The sequence below is a fragment of the Streptomyces sp. adm13(2018) genome (assembly GCF_008042145.1).
Taxonomy (GTDB): Bacteria; Actinomycetota; Actinomycetes; order Streptomycetales; family Streptomycetaceae; genus Streptomyces.
In genome coordinates this window covers 76,194-95,465 of the sequence record NZ_RDBH01000080.1, presented here as the reverse complement: position 1 = coordinate 95,465, position 19,272 = coordinate 76,194, and the positions used below count along the sequence as shown (strand labels likewise).

The following is a 19,272-nucleotide window of genomic DNA, read 5'->3' as shown; positions in this document are numbered from 1 at the left end:
CCTCCCGCCCTGCTTCAGCGTCGCCTGGAGCATCAGCGACATCTTCCCCGAGCCGATGTAGCGAGCCCGTGTCCGGGCGGGCCCGGCCGGTGGTTCCGCCACCGGCCGGGCCCGGGGCGTTCCCCGGCCCGGACCGTTCCCCTCGCGCGCCGAGCCGGGCGCCTGGGGCCCGTGCCGGCGTGCGGCGGCCGCGGGCCGTCAGTGGCACAGGAGCGCGGCGCGCAGGTCCGCCTTGTGGTCGAGGCGGGACAGGTCCCGGCCGGTGAGGGCCTCGATGCGTTCGACGCGGTAGTGGACCGTGTTCACGTGGATGTGGAGCGCTTCGGCGGTCCTCGCCCAGGAGCAGTCGTGCGCGAGGAACACCTCCAGGGTGTCCAGGAGCATCGCCGTCGACCCCCGGCCGGCGCCGCCGAGGAGCGGCCCCAGGACCGTCGTCCGGAACACGTCGCGCACGTCGAGGGGGATCCCGGCCAGCAGCCCGCCCAGTCCGTCGAGATCCGCGAGCGCCGCGACGCGGGGCGCGTCGGGTGCCGCGGCGCGGGCGGCCGCCAGGGCGTAGCGCGCCTGCTCCAGGGCGGTGTGCAGCTCCGAGGGCCCGCTCGCGGAGGTGCTCACCCCGGCGTGCGGGGCGCGGCCGGGGCCGCAGGCGTGGATCAGCGGCCACACCTCGGCCAGCCGTGCCCGCAGGCCGGTCGCGGTCTCCCCCTCCAGCGCCACGACGGCGATCGCCTCGCCGTCGTGGCCCGCGGCGACAGCGGCGGCGGACGGCAGGTGGTGCAGGGCCTCGGTGAGCGCGGCGACGCCGTCGGCGCCGCCTTCCGCGGCCGGTTCCGAGGAGGCGACGACCACGGTGTACGCGCTGCGGCCGCCGAGTCCGCACGCGGCCAGCAGGCTCTGCACGCGATGGCCGTCGAGGCGCAGGGCGCCCACCGCGTCCACGAGCTCTTCGGAGGCCACGCCGCTCATGGCCCGCATCCGGTCCTGCCGGCGGCGGTGCCGGCCGAGGAGTTCGGCTATCTCCTGGAGGACCCGCGGGGGCACCTGGCCCGCCTCCGGGAGGTGCAGGTGCCAGGTGTCGTAGGCCGTGGCGCCCTCGCTCTCGACGCGGACCGTCGTCCCGTGGCCGCCGCGGAGGAGTTCCGCGGCGAGCCCGGCGGGCAGCGGCGCCGGGGCGGCGCCCGTGCGGGCGACGGTGCGGCCGCTGCTGGTCAGCAGGTGGCAGACGGGGGTCCCGAGGTGCGCGAAGGCCCGGTCGAGCAGCTCGCCCATCGAGACGCCGTTCTCCAGGGCGCGGTCGAGGTCGAGGCGTACGTTCTCCGGCAGGGCGAAGTGGTCGGTGGGCCGGCGGCTGAGCTCGCCCCACTGCCGCAGGTAGACCGCTTCGGTGATCGCCCGGAAGGTGGTGTGCGCCGGGACGGCGATGAGCGGGACGCGGTGGAGCCGGCAGGCCTCGACGAGCTCCCGCGGCACCTCCCCGTGGGTCTCCTCCCCGGCGAGCAGCGCCACCGCGCCGGTCTCGCGCAGCGCGGAGACGAAACGGCCGGTCTTGCCCGGCTCGCCGTCCGGGCTCCACCACACGAGGCCGCTGAGGACGACCTCTCCCGGCTGGAGGAAGCGCGCCGGGTCCTCCAGGTCGGTCGCCGTGACGCCGCTGATCTCCTGGCCGAGCAGCGCCTCGTCGGCCCATACGAGGGTCAGGTCGAGGCGGTCCAGACGAAGGAGATGGTCGACGTGCATCTGTACTCCTAGGGGGTCACGGGTCGGGCCCGGACTCACATTCACGAGGTGGATGCGAGAAACGTCATCGTAGATGCCCAAGCGAGAGCGGAGAACAGCTCTTGGTCGAACCTCCAGGAGGCGGCGGCGGGAGGTGAAGGTCGTCGACTTCATCACCGGAGCGGGCCGGAAGGACCTCGCGGACGGCGAGCTGCTGCGCTCCGTGACCCTGCCCGCCCGCGCCCTGGGATGCCGTACGGCCTTCCGTCAGGCGTCGTTGTACGGGCTCGGCCGGTCGGGCGCCCTGGTCATCGGGACCCTGGACCCGGTGGACGGCTCGCTGGCGGTGACGGTCAGCGCCGCGACCGTACGGCCCTTCCGGCTCTGGTTCCCGCTGCCCCCGGACCGCGAACGGCTGCGCGCCGCCGTCGACGAGGCCGTCGGGCCCGACGCGTGGTTCGACGACATCCACGGACTTCCCGAGTGGCGACGGCACATGGGCCTCCGCCTGGCCGAGGAAGTCCGCCGTGAACTCACCGCACCGACGGAAGAAGGAGTCCGATGAGCCCGCGGACCGAAGGATTCCAGCTCCAGGTGAACGGCCGGTCCCACCAGGACGAGCCGCGCGCCGGCCAGTGCCTGCGGACCTACCTCCGGGAGCGGGGCTGGTTCGGCGTGAAGAAGGGCTGCGACGCGGGCGACTGCGGCGCGTGCACCGTGCACGTCGACGGGGAGCCCGTGCACAGCTGTCTCTACCCCGCCGTGCGGGCGGAGGGTCGTGCCGTCACCACGGTGGAGGGCCTGGCCGCGCCGGGCGGCGAACTCCACCCGGTCCAGCAGCGGTTCCTCGACGCGCAGGGCTACCAGTGCGGCATGTGCACCGCGGGCTTCCTGATGACCACGGCCGCCCTGGAGGCCGAGCGCGGCACCCCGGACGACGACGGCAAGCTCGACGACCTCCCGCGCGCCTTCAAGGGGAACATCTGCCGCTGCACCGGCTACCGCGCGATCGAGGACGCCGTACGGGGCGTCCGGCACGTCGAACGGCCCTGCGCCGGGCAGGCGGTGGGCCGCAACGTCGCGGCGCCGGCCGGTCCGCAGGTCGTCACCGGCACCGCCCGGTACACCTTCGACGTCGAGGTGCCGGGCCTGCTGCACATGAAGCTGCTGCGCTCGCCGCACCCGCACGCCCGGATCCTCGCGATCGACACGGCGGCCGCGCTCAGGGTCCCCGGCGTGCACGCCGTCCTGACCCACGAGGACGCCCCGGCCACGCTGTACTCCTCCGCCCGGCACGAGCACCCCACGGAGGACCCCGACGACACCCGGGTCCTGGACGACGTGGTGCGGTACGTCGGGCAGCGGGTCGCGGCCGTCGTCGCCGACAGCGAGCAGGCGGCCGAGGAGGGCTGCCGCCGGATCGAGGTCACGTACGGGGAACTGCCGTACGTGACCGACCCCGAGGAGGCGATGCGCCCCGGCGCGCCCGTGATCCACGCGGGCAAGGGCCCGGAGGCGCGCATCGCCCGGGTCGAGAACAACGTCGCGGGCGAGGTCCACGGAGAGATCGGCTCCGTCGAGGAGGGCTTCGCGGCGGCCGACGTCGTGTACGAGGAGACCTTCCGCACCCAGCGCGTCCAGCACGCCAGCCTGGAGACGCACGGCTGCGTCGCGTACTTCGAGCCGAAGGACGGCGAGGGGGCCGGCACGGGCGAGCGGCTCACCGTCCGCTCGTCCACCCAGACGCCGTTCCTGACCCGGCGGGCGCTCTGCGCGCTGTACGGCCTCCCGGAGGACGAGGTCCGCGTGGTCGCGGGCCGCGTCGGCGGCGGCTTCGGCGGCAAGCAGGAGATGCTCACCGAGGACATCGTGACCCTCGCCGCCCTGAAGCTGCGCCGGCCGGTGAAGCTGGAGTACACGCGGGCCGAGCAGTTCTACGGGGCGACCACCCGGCATCCGTTCACCATCGGCATCAAGGTGGGCGCGCGGGCGGACGGGATCCTCACCGCCGTGCAGATGCGGGTGGTGTCGAACACCGGCGCGTACGGCAACCACGGCCCGGCGGTGATGTTCCACAGCGTCGGCGAGTCCTTCGCCGTGTACCGCGTCCCGCACAAGAAGGTCGACGCCTACTCCGTCTACACCAACGTCGTCCCCGCGGGCGCCTTCCGCGGCTACGGCCTCGGGCAGGTCACCTTCGCCGTCGAGTCCGCAATGGACGAGCTCGCCCGCCGGCTCGGCATGGACCCGCTCGTCTTCCGGGAGCGGAACATCATCGGTCCCGGAGAGGGCATGCACAGCCCGATCGGCGAGGAGGAGGACCTCTTCATCGCCTCGTACGGGCTCGACCAGTGCCTCTCCGTCGTCCGGAACGCGATCGCGGACGGCCGCAGCGCCGAGGAGGCCCCCGAGGGGTGGCTCGTCGGGCAGGGCACCGGCATGGCGATGATCGCCACCGGGCCGCCCGGCGGGCACTACGCCGACGCCCGGGTCTCGCTGCTGGAGGACGGCACGTACGACATCGCCGTCGGCACGGCCGAGTTCGGCAACGGCACCACCACCGTCCACAAGCAGATCACCGCGGGGACCCTCAACACCACCGAGGACCGGCTGACGGTCCGCCAGTCGGACACCGACGTCGTCCGCCACGACACCGGCGCGTTCGGCTCCGCCGGCACCGTCGTCGCCGGCAAGGCCGTCCTCCTCGCCGCCGGCTCCCTCGCCGAACGGCTGCGCACCCTCGCCGCCCGGCACAGCGGGGTCGCCCGGCACCTCTGCACGCTCGGCGCCGAGTCCGTGGACTGCGCCGGGCGGACCGTCACCCTCAAGGAGCTGTACGAGGCGGCGCACGCGCTCGGCGCGGCGGAGGAACTCGGGGCCGACGGGCACTGGGGCGGGGCGCCGCGCTCGGTGGCCTTCAACGCGCAGTGGTTCAGGATCGCCGTCGACCCCGACTCGGGGGAGATCCGCATCCTGCGCAGTGTGCACGCGGCCGACGCGGGCAAGGTCATGAACCCCATGCAGTGCCGGGGCCAGGTCGAGGGCGGGGTCGCCCAGGCCCTCGGCGCGACCCTCTTCGAGAACGTCCGGATCGACGAACGCGGCGAGGTCACCACCGCCGCCTTCCGCCGCTACCGCCTCCCCCAGTACGCGGACGTCCCGCGCACCGAGGTCCACTTCGCCGAGACCTCCGACGCCATCGGCCCGCTCGGCGCCAAGTCGATGAGCGAGAGCCCCTTCAACCCCGTCGCCCCCGCCTTCGCCAACGCCCTCAGGGACGCCACGGGCATCCGCTTCACCGAGCTTCCGGTGACCCGCGACCGCGTCTGGCTGGCCCTCGACCGGAAGGGGCGGGATGTCGGTCGATAGACCGGGAGGATAGGAGCCCGAATCTCGTATCAAGCTCACAAATGCCGAGCACCCGCCGGAGTCGACGTGGCAAACGAGGTTCTCGGGTTCCGCGGTCGGGCATCACCGCGCGCAGCCGCCGCAACGACCGCACGAAGGGGCCCGACCATGAGCCGACCGATCGCCGCATCCCCAGCCATGCCCGTCACCGCGTCCGCGCCCCCCGGATCCTTCGCCGTCCGGGGGGACGTGGCGGCCCCCGCCCTCCTCACCGTCGCCGACCTGCGCGAGGGGTGGGAGCAGCACCGGGCCGAGGTGATGTTCGACTGCGCGACGGCGGGACCGCAGCACCACACCTTCGCGGGACCGCTGCTGCGCGAGGTGCTTGCCGCGGCGCGGCCCGGCTTCGACTCGGCCCGCCGCAAGGAGCGCTCCCGCTTCCTGGTGACGGTGAACGGCGGCGACGGCCATCACACGGTCCTGTCGTGGGCGGAGCTGGACGCCGACTTCGGCAACGCCCCCGTCCTGCTCGCGACCCGTATGGACGACGTGGACCTCGACACGGCGGGGACGCAGCTCGTCGTGCCGTCGGACCGCTGCGGCGCCCGCTACGTCAGCGCGGTCACCGGGATCTGGATCGGCGCCCCTCGCCTGCCCGCGGGGCTGCCCGAGCCGCTGCCGCCCGTCCTGCCGGTGGCCTGAGCGCGGGGCGGGGCACGGCTTGCCCCCGCGCACCGAGGTTGGGGTCGGGAGCGCCGGTGGGTCAGCCGGTGTCAGCGCGGTCCGTGCGGTTCAGGAGGTCAGCGCGGTCCGGGTGGGGCGCGTCCAGGGTCAGGACCAGCAGGGTGACGTCGTCCTGGATCTTGGGGGCGAAGCCGCTGAGGTCGGCCCAGATCGCATCGGGCAGCCGGTCGGGGTCGACATCGGTCATCCGGGCCAGCCGCTCGGCGAAGGGGTAGAAGGCACCGGAGGCGTCCCGGGCCTCCAGGACGCCGTCCGAGGCCAGGAGCAGCCGGTCCCCGGGCTTGAGCGACACCGTGGCGGCGGTGCCGGGCAGGACGTCGGCGAGGCCCAGGCCGAGCGGCGGCCCGGGGTCGAGCTCCAGGGTGCGCACGGCGTCGCCCCGTAGCAGGACCGGAGGGGGATGGCCGCAGGCCAGGACGCGGACCTCCCGCCCGTGCGGCACGAAGTCCAGGAGCACGGCCGTGGCGAAGAGCTCCGCGTGCTCCGTGGCCGCGGAGTCGACCACGAGCCTGCGGTCCAGCCGCGCCGCGATGGACTCCGCGTCCACGTCGTCCAGCACCGCCTCCCGGAAGGCGCCCATGACGGACGCGACCGTCGCGACCGCCGACAGGCCGTGTCCCTGTACGTCACCGAGGACCGCCCGGACCCCGTGGGGGCCCGCCCGGACGTCGAAGAAGTCGCCGCCGACCAGCGTGCCGCGTTCGGCCGCGCGGTACAGGCTCGCGCAGCGCACCGGTCCGACCGTGCGCTGCACGTCCGGGACGATGGCCCGCTGCGCCGTCTCGGCCACGGCGCGTTCCAGGTCGAGCTGCTGGTCGCGGCGCCCGCGGACGAAGGAGACGAAGATACTGAGCGTCGCGACGAAGCCGAGGGTGAAGAGGTCGGTGCTGCCGGGCCGGTTCAGATGGAAGAACGGGACGGTCAGGAGCACGATCGTGGAGGCGCCGAGCAGCGCCGTGGCCAGTGGTCCGTAGGCCAGGACGGCCAGCGGCGGCACCGCGCCGAGCAGGAAGCCGATGTCGAGGGGGACGGACTCGGAGAGGGAGGCCGCCCCGACGCCGACGAGCAGCAGCACGGGCAGGACCCGGACCCAGCGGGGCGGTGGGGCCCCGCGCAGCCAGCTCCTCGGGTCCGCGCCGTCGGCCGGCTTCCTTGGCTTCACCACACCACCAGGCTCCTATGCCGGAGTGCGCCACGCACTCCGCGGACCCGGCCGGGGCGCGTGGCGTGGGCGTGAGGAACCTCCGGTGGGGGCGGGTGTGCGTCGCTCCCACCGGAGGTCCCGGGACTCAGCCCGCGCTGCTCACCCGGGCCGGGGTCGCCTCCTCCTCGGTCCGCTCCGGGGCCGTGGCCGCCCGGACCGCCTCGGCGTCGGCCCCGCCGTGCCGCTCCGCCCAGGTCTCCAGGGCGGAGCGGCAGGCGTGGTCGAGGTGGTGGACCCCGGAGAGGTCCAGGACCACCCGCCGGTCGCCGGGCAGGGCTTCCAGGCTGTCGAGTATCTGCGGCAGCCGGAGGAAGGTGACCGTCCCCTGGAGCCGTACGCGGACCGCCTCCCGTCCGTCGTCGGTCTGCTCGATCCGCAGGTGGGAGGCCTCCCAGGCGGCCTTGGCCACCGACAGCACGAGACCGATCAGCACGCCTTCGAACATGCCGACCGCGACGATCGACGCCGCCGTGGCCACCAGGACGAGGGCCTCGCCCCGGTGGCGGCCCCACAGGGTCACCACGCCCTTGAACGGGATGAGCTTCCATCCGGCGTGGACGAGGATCCCGGCGAGCGCGGCCAGCGGGATGTACGCGAGCACGTTGGGCAGCAGGGCGACGAAGAGCAGCAGCCACACCCCGTGCAGCACCCGGGACGCCTTCGTCCGGGCGCCGGCCTCGACGTTGGCCGAGCTGCGCACGATGACCGCCGTGAGGGGCAGGGCCCCGAGCAGCCCGCAGAGCGTGTTGCCCGCGCCCTGGGCGACCAGTTCCCTGTCGTACTCGGTGCGCGGTCCGGAGTGGAGCCGGTCGACCGCCGCCGCGCTGAAGAGCGACTCGGCGGAGGCGATCAGGGCGAACGCGAGGATCGTCCCGATGAGGGCCGGGTCGGCGAGCGAGGAGAGTGCTTCCGTGCCGGGGAGGTGGACGGCCTCCAGGACGCCGCCGACCTTCACGGTGGCCACCGGCAGGTCCAGCACGGCGGTCGCGAGGGCGGCGAGGAGGACCGCCACCAGGGCGCCGGGGACCGCCCGCGCCCTGCGCGGCATGCGGCGCCAGCCGACGATGAGCAGGACGGTGCCGGCGCCGACCGCGAGCGACACGAGGGCCGTGCGGTCGCCGAGGGCCCCGAACAGGGCGCCCGGCAGGCCGGTGAGCTTGTCGAGTCCGGAGTCGGGTGCGGTGATGCCGGCCGCGGCGTAGAGCTGCCCGGCGATGATGACGAGGCCGATGCCGGCGAGCATGCCCTCGACGACGGAGAGGGAGATCGCACGGAACCAGCGGCCCCACCGGAGGAGGCCCATGGCGATCTGGAGCAGGCCGGCCGCCAGCACGATGACGCCGAGCGCGGCGAGGCCGAAGGCGCTGACGGCTTCGTAGACCAGGACGGTGAGGCCGGCGGCCGGACCGGACACCTGGAGGCTGCTGCCGCGCATCAGGCCGGTGACGATGCCGCCGACGATGCCGGTGATGAGGCCGAGTTCGGCGGGGACGCCCGAGGCGACGGCGACGCCGATGCAGAGCGGGAGGGCGACGAGGAAGACGACGAGCGAGGCCGCGAAGTCCTGCCGCAGGAAGTCGTGCCGCGGTAAGGGGAGGGAGCGGGGCATCCGGACGTCCTTCCTCACAGCGCGTCGAAGGGGTCGGCCGCGGAGCGGTGCTCCGGGACGGCAGCGGGGTGGACGGGGCCGCGGACGCCCCCGGAGTCGGAGCAGGTGGGGGACGGGACGGCCGGGGACTGGCCCGCAACGGGTGCGGCGAACTCCTCAGGGCGCTGTCCGAATCGGCGGGCGGTGACGATGAGGGGCTGCATGAATGATTCCTCCTGGCGTGCCGTGGGGGCGCGTCGGGCTGACAGGTCGGCGCGGGTGGGCACCGTCCGTCAGCAGCGGAACACCTGCAGGGTGGCGGCGTCGTGGGAGGCCTGCGGTCTCGACCGGGTGGCCGCCCCGCCCCGATGCCGCCGTTCGCGTCAACATCAGGCCGATTCCATTCGAAAACCGTCGCACAGGCAGGGTGTTGCAGGACGCCGTTCACTTGCGCGTATTACTCTTCCTTGACTCACTGTTGGGCTTGCTTTGGTGAAGTCTGATGATGGTGTTACCAGAGGGAGGCGCACCGAGATGTCATCCGTCCGCCTGTCCCACCACCCCCCTCGACATGCACACCCACTGGAACACCCCCACCTGACACCCGCCTTCGGACGTCCGAGGGCCCACACATGTGGACGGTGCGCAACACCGCCGCCCTGCACGACGAGCGGCTGCCCATGCCTTCAGAGCTGCGGCTCCGCTCGCCGCCGGTTCGATCGCGATGGGTGAGCCGCTGCTCGACGTGGCGCCGGCCTGCCCCCTGGGACGGCCGGGGCTGGTGTGCTGCCCCTGTGGTGCGACGAGACCGGCGAGGGTCAGGAGCAGGGGATGGTCGCCTGCCGGTACGCGATGGCCGGCGACCGCCGCGCGGTTGACGGGACACACAGGAGACTCGGGTGCAGGCCGCCGACCGCTGCTTGGAGCGGTGAGCCCCAGGGGGCGCCCGGGCGAAACGGGCTTGGCTTCCGGATCGGGTGAAAGATCTCGATTCTCGGGAAAAGCCGGGCGAGGATGGATCAGGATCGGCGTCGGTGGTCCGTACGGCGGGCCGGCACGTCGAAGGAGTCCCGATCATGGTGAGGCGGATCGTCGGAAGTCCCACCCCGTCCGTGGCCGCGCCCCGGCGACCCGGGGCGACGGCATCGGTACCGCGTCACGTCGCGTGTGTGATGGACGGCAACGGCCGCTGGGCGGCGCAGCGTGATCTGCCGCGAACCTCGGGCCATCGCGCGGCCGAGACGACGGTGATCGACGTCATCGAGGCCGCGAGGTCGGCCGGGGTGCGGTGGCTGAGCCTCTACGCGTTCTCGACCGAGAACTGGAGCCGGCCCGAAGACGAGGTCGACTACCTTCTGCACCTGGTGCGCAGGGTCGTCCGCAAACACGCGCCGCTGATCCACGCCCGCGGCATCCGCGTCCGCTTCCTCGGAAACACCGACCCACGGATCCCGTCGGGGCTGGCCGGCGAGTTCGCCGACCTCACGACGCTCACCAGCGGCAACCGGGGGATGACGTTGACCGTGGCGTTCGACCACGGCGGACGGCGGGACATCGTCGAGGCGGCACGCTCGCTGATCCGCAGCGGAGCGCCGCCCGAGACCGTGGACGAGGCGTCCTTCGCCGCCCACCTGCCGTTCCCCGACACCCCCGATGTGGATCTGGTGATCCGCACCTCGGGCGAGCAGCGCATCTCCAACTTCATGCTGTGGCAGGTCGCTTACGCCGAGTGGGTCTTCCCGCCCGTGCTCTGGCCGGACTTTCGCGCCACGCACTTCATGGAGTGCCTGCACACCTATCAGCGTCGGCAACGCCGTTTCGGCGGCCTGTCGGCGGTCCCGGAAGGAGACCTGGAACCGTGAGCCAGACGACCATGAGCGAGGAGCAGGCCCCGGAGCCCCCCGCGGCCGAGGGACTCGACGACGGCGACGGTGCCGGCCCGGCGCACATCTTCGGGCCGCAGACACGTTTCAACGGACTCTTCGACGATCCCTGTTGGGCCGCGGCCATGATCAGGGCGACCGTCCTGGAAGCCGCCTACCCTCCCATCGGCGCCGCGTTGGCGGACAGCTCCACCTTCGTGACACGGCCCTGGCGACGGCTGAACAACACCCTGCGCAGCTTCAGGATCATGACCGGACCGGACCCGGTGGCGCGAGCACGAGAGACGGCACGACTCAACCGGCTGCACTCCCGACTGAACGGCACCGACTCGGCGAACCGGCCCTACGACGCTCTGGACCCGGCCGCCCGGGCCTGGGTGGTCGCCACCATGTTCGAGAGCACGGTCACCATGTTCCGCTGGAGCGGACGGGCCCTCGACCAGGACGCGATGGAGGAGCTGTACGAACAGTTCCAGGCGTTCCTGCGGCTGATGGATCCCACCTCCACCGCGCTCCCCGCGTCCCTCAAGGACTTCTGGCCGTACTACGACCGGGTGGTCGAGGAGGAGCTGGAGAACACCGAAGCGCTGCGAACGATCCTCTACCGCCTCTTCGACCACCTTCCGGCACCACCGCTGCTGGAGGGCGTCCCCACCCTGTGGGCGGGAGCCCGGGCGCTGGCCGGACCCACGATCGGCATGATCACAGTCGCCTCACTGCCCGAAGCGTTCCGCAGGCGGGCCGGCCTGACGGAGGTCCCCGGGGCCCAGGCGCTGACCCAGGCCGCCTACCTGGCCCTCGCAACGGCACGGATCCTGCCCGAAGGATGGATCACCGCCGAAACGCTCATCGGGCTCCTCTCGCAGTCCCCCGACAGCGACGACCCCCGGATCAGGGCACTGGCCTCGGCCGGCGAGGGAATCAAGCGCCTGGGCGCGTTCCTACGCCTGATGACCCCGCTCCCGGACGAGCCCGCGCGCCCGCCCCGGGCAGCGGCGGCTGACGGGACGCTCCGGCGCACCGCCGGAGAGTTCTTCGACCAGGTGCTGGACCAGACCGGCAACGGCTACCTGGACTGGCCCGACCTCGCGGCCATGGCCCGGGAACTATCGGGTCGCCTCGACCTGGACGAACCGCAGGAGACACGGCTCTTCGACGCGTACGCGGCCTGGTGGCGGGAACTCCAGTCGGAACTCGACGCCAACGGCGACGGCCGGATCAGCCGCGAGGAGTACGCCCAGGCCGCGCCTTCCCTCGCCGGACCGGCCTTGATCCGGGTGGCCGAGGTCCTGTTCGACGCGACCGACGCCGACGGCGACCAGACCATCGACGCCGACGAGTACCGCGCGCTGTTCCGCACCGGTTTCCGACGCGAACTCCTCGACGCGAACGGAACCTACTCTCGAGCGGCGTTCATCAAGGACTTCCTCGCCTTCATGACGGGCCGGCAGAGTCATTCCGCCTACGACCCACTCCTGGCCAGCGAGTAGGGCCGGGGACTCTCGCGGACGTCGCAGGGCGACCGTTCTCGACGTACAGCGCACGGCGGCGGGGGAGGGGGAGAGCCTGGAGCCGGCCGCCGCCGGGCAGGTCGCGGCGATCCCGCCGTCAGCTGGTCCCTGGCCGAGGGTGGTGAGGTCGACGCCCCATGTCGCCGACGACGACAAGGCCAACCTGGATCTGGTCGGCCTCCGCATCCACGGACACGACAAGATCCACGGACACGGCACGACCCGTCGGTCCTGTCAGTGTCGCCTCCTAGGGTGTGGTCCATGAGCATGATCGGGCAGTACCTCCGCCTCACTCCGGCTGAACTCGACCGCGCGTTGCAGGACCCCGGGTGGGCGGCCGCGCAGGCGCACGCGCGGTACGACCGCGACGACGCGGCCGGCGCGGCGCGGGTGCATGAGACGGACAAGGCATGGCACGCCCTCGACTTCCTGCTGAGCCGGCGTGGCTTCCCGGTGGACGTGGTCTTCGGAGAAGCGGACCTGCCCTGGCCGGAGGGCGAGGACTGGGGGTACGGCCCGCCCCGGCTCCTGACCGCGGAGCGGGTGCGCGCCGCCGTGGCTGCATTGGAGGCCCACGCTCCCGGCAGTCTGACCGACGGTGTCACCCCGGCCGATCTGGCCGAGGCGAACGTCTACCCGCAGATCGTCTGGGAGCGCGGCGAGGAACCGGACTGGGTCGCCGCCCACTGGGCCGACCTCGGGAACTACCTGCGCGCAGCAGCCAAGGAGGGCGACGCGATGCTCCTCTGGATCTCCTGAGCCGACTCGGGCACCCCTTTCCCGCGGGGCCAGGGGGAGTGGAGTCTGCCGACCTTGGTCGTGCTGCGGGCCAGGCATTTCAGGCCGAAGGATGGCCCCTGCCGGCACAGGAGAAGCCATATGGCGAGGACTGCTGTCGCTGCAACGTGGGCCGGCGCGTCGACACACACCCGAGGGAAAGCGGCGCTGGCAGCCGCAGCGGCCTCCCGGCGAGGCTGCGGGCGAGGTGGAGCAGTCCCCGAGGCAGGTCTGCGCGCCGTTCGTAGCGGGTGCGGAGCCGCTTGAACGGCACGCTCGCCGTCGCCGTCTCCTTTCCCCGTCACTCGAACGGCCCGGTCCGCAGGCCACCCCCGATCCACCTACGGAACATGAGCACATGAGCAACGCGGGCAGCACCCCTGGCACGGCCCCGGGCTCTGCCGTCTTCGCGAGACTGCCCGACCTGAGGGAGGGCCTCGCCGACCTCTACCGGGACCTGCACACTCATCCGGAGCTGTCCTTCGCCGAGACCCGTACCGCCGGCCTCATCGCCGAGCGCCTGCGCGCGCTCGGTCTGGACGTCACCACCGGCGTGGGCCGCACGGGTGTCGTCGGCGTCCTCGCCAACGGCGACGGCCCCCACGTCCTGCTGCGCGCCGACTTCGACGCCCTCCCCGTCACCGAACAGACCGGCCTGCCCTACGCCAGCGGGACCGACGGCGTCATGCACGCCTGCGGACACGACATGCACGTCGCCTGCCTCCTTGGCGCACTGGACCTGCTGGCAGGCGGCCGGGCGTACTGGACGGGCACCGTCACGGCCGTGTTCCAGCCCGCGGAGGAGACCGGCGCCGGAGCCCGGGCCATGGTCGACGACGGTCTCTTCGACCGGACCGGCAAGCCGGACGTCGTCCTCGGCCAGCACGTCGGCCCCTTCCCGGCCGGCTCGCTCGGCTGCCACGCAGGCCCGGCACTGGCCGCCACCGACGCGCTCAAGGTCACGCTGCACGGCAAGGGGGCACACGGCTCGCGCCCCGAGGCGGCGATCGACCCCGTGGTGATGGCCGCGTCCACCGTCATGCGGCTGCAGACCGTCGTCTCGCGTGAGATCGCCGGCAGCGACACCGCCGTCGTCACCGTCGGGGTCCTCAACGCCGGGACCACGCAGAACGTCATCCCGGACACCGCCGAGCTGAAACTCAACATCCGCACGTACACCGAGGAGGTCCGAAAGACCGTCCTCGCCGCCGTACGACGCATCATCGAGGGCGAGGCCGCGGCGGCCGGTGCCACCCGAACCCCGGACATCGAACCGATCGAGACGTTCGCCGTCCTGGTCAACGACGACGACGCCATGGACCGCACGGCCACCGCCTTCCGCGAACACTTCGGCACCGAGCGGGTCTTCGACCCGGGCCCGGCGACCGGCAGCGAGGACTGCGGCACCTTCGCCACCGCCTCGGGCGCCCCGATCTGCTACTGGTTCTTCGGCGGCATCGACCCCGACACCTTCGCGAAGGCGGAGGCCGCCGGGACGACCGCCCGCGACATTCCCTCCAACCACTCCCCGCACTTCGCGCCCGTCGTGGAACCCACCCTCTCCACCGGCGTCGAGGCGATGACCACCGCGGCCCTCACCTGGCTGTCCCCCGATCCCGAAAACCGCCGATGAACCCGACCGGCGCCTCGAGGGACGGCCTTCCGTGAGCTCTGATGGGCCGACAGCGCAGGACGTGACCTCAACGCCGCGTGGAGCCGTACGCCGCCCCTGCACGGACTTCAAGACGCGGTGCCGACCACCGTCTCGTAGGGCGAACGGTCGTACGGTCGCGGCGCTCGTGGCCCCTGCGGCGTAGAGCGTCGCTCACCGCAGAAACGGTGGCAACCGGTCGCTCTTTCCCCGTACGCTCCCGGTGGCCGGCGCCGACGTCCTAGACTGCGACCGTTTCAGAACCGGGAGATCTTCGGGAGGGCGTACGAGATGAGCCGACTACTGCTCAGCGTGTTCACGGCCGTGGCGTTGGTCGTCTCCGGGGGGAGCGTCGCCGCCGCTTCCTCGAACGTGGCTCCGCCGCGTACCACGCACGGTCCCTGCCAGTACACGCAGACCCCGGACGAGCCGGCCGCGCGGCGCATCGGACTGCCGCCCGACCCGAAGCGTACTCCCAGCCGAGGCACGGTCGCCGTGGCCGTGCCGACCAGTCAGGGTCCGCTCCCTCTTCGTCTGGACCGCGCCAAGGCGCCGTGCACCGTGCAGAGTTTCCTGCACCTGGCGCGGCACCGGTTCTACGACCGGACGGTGTGCCACCGTCTGACGGCGTATCCGACCCTGAAGGTCCTCCAGTGCGGTGACCCGACCGGCACGGGGGAGGGCGGGCCCGGCTACAAGTACAAGGACGAACTCCCGGTGGACCTGCCGCCTGCACCGACCGATCCGACCGGCACGCGCCGCCTGTACGAGCGCGGACTGCTGGCCATGGCCAACGCCGGTCCGGACACGAACGGCTCGCAGTTCTTCGTCGTCTACGGCGATTCCGCACTGCGGCCGAACTACACGGTGTTCGGCACGGTCGGCCCCGAAGGCCTGACAACCCTCGACAAGATCGCCGCCGGGGGCATCGTGCCGACTGCTGAAGACCCGGCGCCCGTCGACGGCACCCCCGCACTGCGCACCGAACTGCTCCGTGTCCGGCCGTCCTGCCTCTACTGACGCACCACCCGGTGGCGACAGCATCGACGGGCCGGCCCAGCCCCCCGCGCACTGGCGCCGCCGACGGTCGCGCCAGTGCGCACGATAAGGGGACCGGGCGCACTGGCCGGCAGAACCCGCTCAGGACCGCGCCTTGCCTTGCCGAATCCGGCGTAGTGGGTGTGGGGGCAGGGCTGGACGGCCTGTGGGAACAGGTGGGGTAGCCCTGCTTTCGCTCCCCCCGCCGACCTGTCCGCCGCCGGCCCAACGGCAGGAGCGACCATCGAGGTGCCGTTGAGGGTCGCGCGTCCACCCAGGAACCCGTAGGGCTCGCGTAGACGGCCGGTGCGCGGCCCACAGATGGTGGAGGCCTGGTGGCCGGGGCGGTCGTTCAGGCGGTTCGGCGGTTACCGTCGGCGTCGCAGGGCACTTCGGCGGCGGGGTGGTGGGCGGTGAAGTCGCGTCGGGCCTGGCGCTCGACCACGGCGATGGCGGTGGGCTGGATGTCGATGATGCCGCCGAAGGGGCGGTCGACGTCGCGGATGATGACCAGGGCCGTGGTCAACAGGGCGGTGATGACGACGAGAGTGATGATCTGACCCCGGTTGTTCCTGCGGGGCAGGCAGATGCCCAGGGCCGCGACCGTGATGACCAGGGTGGCGAGCAGGAACCAGAAGATGGTGGGGGGAATGCTGGAAGTCGCCTGGGTCAGGCGCTCCTCACGTTCGTCGGAGCGCCTGTTGTCGGCAGCCACCAGCATGCCGAAGGCCGACTCGCCCTCCATCGTCTCGAAGGTCTCCCGGAAGCTCGTGGACCAGACGCTCGGGGCCGGCGAGCCGTCGCCGTCCGACATGGCGGGCCACTCCTGCACGCGTACCGCGCGGGCGTAGCAGACCGCATCGGCCTGGATCTTGCCCCTTTGCAGAGCGGGGGCGTATTCGGCGGTCTCGACGAGCTGGTCCAGGGCGCGGGCTTCGCCGCGGGCGGCGACCTCGGCTTTTCCGTAAGAGCCGTTGGCGGTGACGAGGACGAAGGAGAGCAGCAGGACGGTCATGGTCAGCAGGGGGCCGACGAGGTCCTTGACGGCCATGCCCTCGTCGTCGTCGGCGTTGACGAGTCGGGGCCGCAGCCAGCGGTTCGCGGCCAGGCCCGCGAGCAGGGCGATCACGGCGACGACGATGACGAGGACCACGAGGGGCCACCTCCGGGGAGAGTGAGGATTGCCCGGGAAGGGCGGGGGCGGAATGGAGCGTGCCGGGTCGGCTGCGAGGGACGGAAGAACGGAAACGTTCCCTCGCCTTCGCACGAGCGACGCCTCTTCGGCCGTCCGGAGCAGGCCGCCGGCCTGCTCCTTTCGGCGTGCGGGGGCCGGCGTGACCTGCGGGGCCCGGTCGCGGCTACCGGCCCTGCGAACGATCACCACACGCTTCTGCTCGCCGAAGGGGTCGGCGTTGCCGGTGTGCGCCGAGGCGAGGACTGGTCATCACAGGGCTGCGGCTACCGTGGCGGCCGGGGGAGTGGTGACGATGCGCATGCGCACAGGAGGAGGCGGCTCAGTCCGCGGCACTCCTCACGACGAGGCGCGTCCGCGGATCCGATGCGGTCCGGTCCGGTCCGTGGAATTGCAGCAGCATGTGCTGGAACGACTACGGCTTCTCCCACTGTCGGTGGCGGACTCTAGGGTCAGTCATATGACAGCAGAACTGGTCCATGCCTCATGGGGGCGCATCGATGCCTGGCTGCACGAGCATGCGCCCCGTACCTTCGCCACGCTGCGGCCCCCCGCCGATGCGGACGAGATCGCGGCAGCTCAGGCGGAGCTCGGTGTCACTCTTCCTCCCGACCTGGTCGCCTCGCTTCTCCGCCACAACGGGGTGACGGAGGGCCGTGAAGCCTTCCGCCTAGACACGGGTGACCGGTTGCTCGGGCTGAGCGAGATCGCCGGTGCTACGGGGTTCATGCGTGGCATCGACCAAGGGCCCGGCGGGGAGGCAGAGGACTACTGGCTGCCCGGCTATGTGAAGTTCGCCGCCTACGACGTGACGTCGGACGGTCTGGTGACGGACTGCCGGACAGCGCGGAAATCCTTCGGTGCGGTCGGACGGTTCTTCGACGAGACCGGTACCCGTTTCGGCAAGGCCGAGTCGCTGGGCGACTACCTGGCTGAACTGGCCGACCAGCTCGAGCGTGGCCAGGCCGCGGGGGTCGTCACGTTCAACGGCCGGCTGTTCTGGGAGGGGCCGCCGCCCGCCAGGCCGAAGTACAGGGCCGATGAGCCCCTGCCCGCCCCGGACGAGCATCTGCCCGAGCTGGACCTGTCCCTCAGCCCCGGCGACCTCCTTCACGTGAGCCATCTGGAGGGGCACGAGGAGCTCGGTGCGCTGATCGCGATCCTGCCGTTCGAGCGGGTGGCTGAAGCTGCGCGGAAGCAGCTGCGCAGACTGGCGGTCGAAACAGGTCTCGACGACTACCGGGAGGTCGAAGCAGCCCTGGACGCGTGGGAGCGGGGTGCGGCCCCGCCGCAGCCCACCCAGACCAGCCCGCTCGCCCTGCGACTGCGCAGCGTGCTTGCGCAGGCCGACGCCGCCGGGGACAGCACTCGCAGGTGGGCCGTGGAGCGAATGGTCCTCGGGATCTGGGGGTCCCCCTACAGGTCCGTGTGTGAGAGCGCGGAACTCCGCAGCCGCATCACGCTCGACTGGCGCGCGGATCTTCATGCCGACCTGGGTGATCCGCCGCTGCCGCCGCTACCTGATGAGCGATTCTGGGGAGCCTTGAGGAACCCCGCCATCGACTCCAGCTGGTACGCGGCCCAGCACGCGGAACACCCGAGCTGACCGAACGGTTCGCTCTGCCCGGCGGAGCCCGAGCATCCGCACATCGAGTTGATGACGTGACCCGTCCGCGTGGTGCGGAGCCAGGGCGCATGCCGCGACGCCGGGTGGTCGCGAGGCTCGGGGCGCCTACCTGCGGCAGGACATCCGAGAAGGAGGTGGGCCATCCCTGACACGATCGTGACGCACCGCCGTTCCGGCCGAAGCTCTGCGACGCACACAGCATCTCGTGTTGCACCCGAGCCCACGGTCAGGGGGAGGGACGCGGTGAACCTCGCCCGGCGCAAGCTCGCTTGTCTGCAGGCAAGGGGGTGAGGTCGGCCGACCGGTGCGCGAAGGTGCGGCGTCCCCCGGCGGCACTACAGGTGGGCCAGTGCGAACGCGGAGAGGAACCCGGTCACGGTAACCAGTCCTGTCAGTAGGTGCACTTTGCTGTACGCCTCGGGGATCATCGTGTCGGCGATCATGGCGAGGATCGCCCCGCCCGCCACGGCCGTGATCAGCGCCATCACCGTCCCGGACGCTCCGCCGAGCAACGCGTACCCGGCCAGCGCCGCCCCTCCGCTGATCAGCGCGATACAGCCCCACAGCGTGAAGACGTAGCGTCGGCTGCGCCCGGCGCTACGCATGCCGGCGGCACCGGCCAGGTGCCGATGGCAACGCGATGTAGGTCCTCTGGCAGAGTGGGGAAGATTATCGGTCCTGCGGCGAGGCCGACTGCGCGGCCGGGTAGGAGGATGTGTATGACGACGCCTGAGACCCGCGCCCGCCTCGGCGCCTTGGAGCAGCGGCTTGAAGCCCCGACCCCGGAACCGCTCGACGGGCAGATCGACATCGCCCTCGACTGGGTCTGCCCGGACTACGACCAGGAGACGTTGTGGCCGACGCCGCCCGCGGCCCTGGACGACGCGGGGGGAGTGGTGGACGAACGCCCGCCGGATGCCGGCACCGGCGGGACCGAGTAGTTCACCGCCGGTCACATGCTGAGGCGCAAGGAGGAGAAGGACAAGCGGCCCG

General features: G+C 72.3%; 15 protein-coding genes and 2 pseudogenes. 10 read left to right on the top strand and 7 right to left on the bottom strand.

Annotated features, from left to right (window positions below; all coding sequences use genetic code 11):
• Window positions 1–198: 198 nt before the first annotated feature.
• Entirely contained in the window at window positions 199–1,737 is a 1,539-nt protein-coding gene (locus tag EAO70_RS07170) for a PucR family transcriptional regulator (protein ID WP_148002160.1), read from the bottom strand.
• Window positions 1,738–1,864: 127 nt separating this feature from the next.
• Here EAO70_RS07170 and EAO70_RS07165 point away from each other — a divergent pair.
• From EAO70_RS07165 to EAO70_RS07155, 3 genes and pseudogenes are all read left to right on the top strand, one after another.
• Window positions 1,865–2,281 (top strand): annotated as a pseudogene (locus tag EAO70_RS07165) (FAD-binding molybdopterin dehydrogenase); the annotation flags it as partial.
• Window positions 2,278–5,085 (top strand): molybdopterin-dependent oxidoreductase, encoded by a 2,808-nt coding sequence (locus EAO70_RS07160; protein WP_148002159.1) that lies wholly within the window; start codon window positions 2,278–2,280, stop codon window positions 5,083–5,085. The pseudogene EAO70_RS07165 and the gene EAO70_RS07160, both read left to right, overlap by 4 nt.
• A gap of 147 nt (window positions 5,086–5,232) precedes the next feature.
• A complete protein-coding gene (locus EAO70_RS07155) occupies window positions 5,233–5,766 on the top strand; it encodes a molybdopterin-dependent oxidoreductase (RefSeq protein ID WP_148002158.1) in 534 nt (177 codons plus the stop codon).
• Between the two features lie 61 nt (window positions 5,767–5,827).
• On the opposite strand, the gene EAO70_RS07150 is transcribed toward EAO70_RS07155, so the two are convergent.
• From EAO70_RS07150 to EAO70_RS07140, 3 genes and pseudogenes are all read right to left on the bottom strand, one after another.
• The gene (locus EAO70_RS07150) at window positions 5,828–6,973 is read right to left on the bottom strand and encodes a PP2C family protein-serine/threonine phosphatase (protein WP_148002157.1); all 1,146 of its coding nucleotides are present in this window, start codon (window positions 6,971–6,973) and stop codon (window positions 5,828–5,830) included.
• Window positions 6,974–7,097: 124 nt separating this feature from the next.
• Window positions 7,098–8,621 carry a SulP family inorganic anion transporter gene (locus tag EAO70_RS07145; protein ID WP_148002156.1) on the bottom strand — a complete coding sequence of 508 codons (1,524 nt, stop codon included), beginning with the start codon at window positions 8,619–8,621 and terminating at the stop codon, window positions 7,098–7,100.
• 92 nt (window positions 8,622–8,713) lie between these two features.
• A pseudogene (locus tag EAO70_RS07140) lies at window positions 8,714–8,824 on the bottom strand (carbonic anhydrase); the annotation flags it as partial.
• 852 nt (window positions 8,825–9,676) lie between these two features.
• Between EAO70_RS07140 and uppS the strand changes: the two are divergent.
• The 4 genes from uppS to EAO70_RS07115 all read left to right on the top strand — a co-directional run bounded on the left by uppS (window position 9,677) and on the right by EAO70_RS07115 (window position 14,404).
• Window positions 9,677–10,462, top strand: a complete 786-nt coding sequence (uppS, locus tag EAO70_RS07135; RefSeq protein WP_148002155.1) for a polyprenyl diphosphate synthase — start codon at window positions 9,677–9,679, stop codon at window positions 10,460–10,462.
• An 11-nt stretch (window positions 10,463–10,473) separates the two neighbouring features.
• A complete protein-coding gene (locus EAO70_RS07130; protein WP_148002184.1) occupies window positions 10,474–11,973 on the top strand; it encodes an oxygenase MpaB family protein in 1,500 nt (499 codons plus the stop codon).
• A gap of 282 nt (window positions 11,974–12,255) precedes the next feature.
• Window positions 12,256–12,753, top strand: coding sequence for a YfbM family protein (locus tag EAO70_RS07125; protein WP_148002154.1), 498 nt, complete (start codon window positions 12,256–12,258; stop codon window positions 12,751–12,753).
• Window positions 12,754–13,129: 376 nt separating this feature from the next.
• A complete protein-coding gene (locus EAO70_RS07115) occupies window positions 13,130–14,404 on the top strand; it encodes an amidohydrolase (protein ID WP_148002152.1) in 1,275 nt (424 codons plus the stop codon).
• Window positions 14,405–14,679: 275 nt separating this feature from the next.
• On the opposite strand, the gene EAO70_RS38975 is transcribed toward EAO70_RS07115, so the two are convergent.
• Window positions 14,680–14,814, bottom strand: a complete 135-nt coding sequence (locus EAO70_RS38975; RefSeq protein ID WP_261992726.1) for a hypothetical protein — start codon at window positions 14,812–14,814, stop codon at window positions 14,680–14,682.
• A 103-nt stretch (window positions 14,815–14,917) separates the two neighbouring features.
• Here EAO70_RS38975 and EAO70_RS07110 point away from each other — a divergent pair, with 103 nt between their 5' ends.
• Window positions 14,918–15,442: a peptidylprolyl isomerase gene (locus tag EAO70_RS07110; RefSeq protein ID WP_261992723.1), complete on the top strand. Its 525-nt coding sequence runs from the start codon at window positions 14,918–14,920 to the stop codon at window positions 15,440–15,442.
• A gap of 370 nt (window positions 15,443–15,812) precedes the next feature.
• On the opposite strand, the gene EAO70_RS07105 is transcribed toward EAO70_RS07110, so the two are convergent.
• Window positions 15,813–16,613, bottom strand: coding sequence for a DUF4239 domain-containing protein (locus tag EAO70_RS07105; protein ID WP_148002150.1), 801 nt, complete (start codon window positions 16,611–16,613; stop codon window positions 15,813–15,815).
• A gap of 499 nt (window positions 16,614–17,112) precedes the next feature.
• Here EAO70_RS07105 and EAO70_RS07100 point away from each other — a divergent pair, with 499 nt between their 5' ends.
• Window positions 17,113–18,258: an SMI1/KNR4 family protein gene (locus EAO70_RS07100; protein ID WP_148002149.1), complete on the top strand. Its 1,146-nt coding sequence runs from the start codon at window positions 17,113–17,115 to the stop codon at window positions 18,256–18,258.
• Window positions 18,259–18,614: 356 nt separating this feature from the next.
• Here the strand turns inward: EAO70_RS07100 and EAO70_RS07095 are convergent, their stop codons facing one another.
• Window positions 18,615–18,884, bottom strand: coding sequence for a hypothetical protein (locus tag EAO70_RS07095; RefSeq protein WP_222723444.1), 270 nt, complete (start codon window positions 18,882–18,884; stop codon window positions 18,615–18,617).
• A gap of 114 nt (window positions 18,885–18,998) precedes the next feature.
• Here EAO70_RS07095 and EAO70_RS37705 point away from each other — a divergent pair, with 114 nt between their 5' ends.
• Window positions 18,999–19,220 (top strand): hypothetical protein, encoded by a 222-nt coding sequence (locus tag EAO70_RS37705; RefSeq protein ID WP_187283776.1) that lies wholly within the window; start codon window positions 18,999–19,001, stop codon window positions 19,218–19,220.
• Window positions 19,221–19,272 lie beyond the last annotated feature (52 nt).

Bases quoted from the DNA above. Each gene is read 5' to 3' on its own strand.
- EAO70_RS07095 (WP_222723444.1), bottom strand. From the start codon at position 18,884: ATGCGTAGCGCCGGGCGCAGCCGACGCTACGTCTTCACGCTGTGGGGC.
- EAO70_RS07115 (WP_148002152.1), top strand. From the start codon at position 13,130: ATGAGCAACGCGGGCAGCACCCCTGGCACGGCCCCGGGCTCTGCCGTC.
- EAO70_RS07130 (WP_148002184.1), top strand. From the start codon at position 10,474: ATGAGCGAGGAGCAGGCCCCGGAGCCCCCCGCGGCCGAGGGACTCGAC.
- EAO70_RS07125 (WP_148002154.1), top strand. From the start codon at position 12,256: ATGAGCATGATCGGGCAGTACCTCCGCCTCACTCCGGCTGAACTCGAC.
- EAO70_RS37705 (WP_187283776.1), top strand. From the start codon at position 18,999: ATGACGACGCCTGAGACCCGCGCCCGCCTCGGCGCCTTGGAGCAGCGG.
- EAO70_RS07170 (WP_148002160.1), bottom strand. From the start codon at position 1,737: ATGCACGTCGACCATCTCCTTCGTCTGGACCGCCTCGACCTGACCCTC.
- EAO70_RS07160 (WP_148002159.1), top strand. From the start codon at position 2,278: ATGAGCCCGCGGACCGAAGGATTCCAGCTCCAGGTGAACGGCCGGTCC.
- uppS (WP_148002155.1), top strand. From the start codon at position 9,677: ATGGTGAGGCGGATCGTCGGAAGTCCCACCCCGTCCGTGGCCGCGCCC.
- EAO70_RS07145 (WP_148002156.1), bottom strand. From the start codon at position 8,621: ATGCCCCGCTCCCTCCCCTTACCGCGGCACGACTTCCTGCGGCAGGAC.
- EAO70_RS07155 (WP_148002158.1), top strand. From the start codon at position 5,233: ATGAGCCGACCGATCGCCGCATCCCCAGCCATGCCCGTCACCGCGTCC.
- EAO70_RS07100 (WP_148002149.1), top strand. From the start codon at position 17,113: ATGACAGCAGAACTGGTCCATGCCTCATGGGGGCGCATCGATGCCTGG.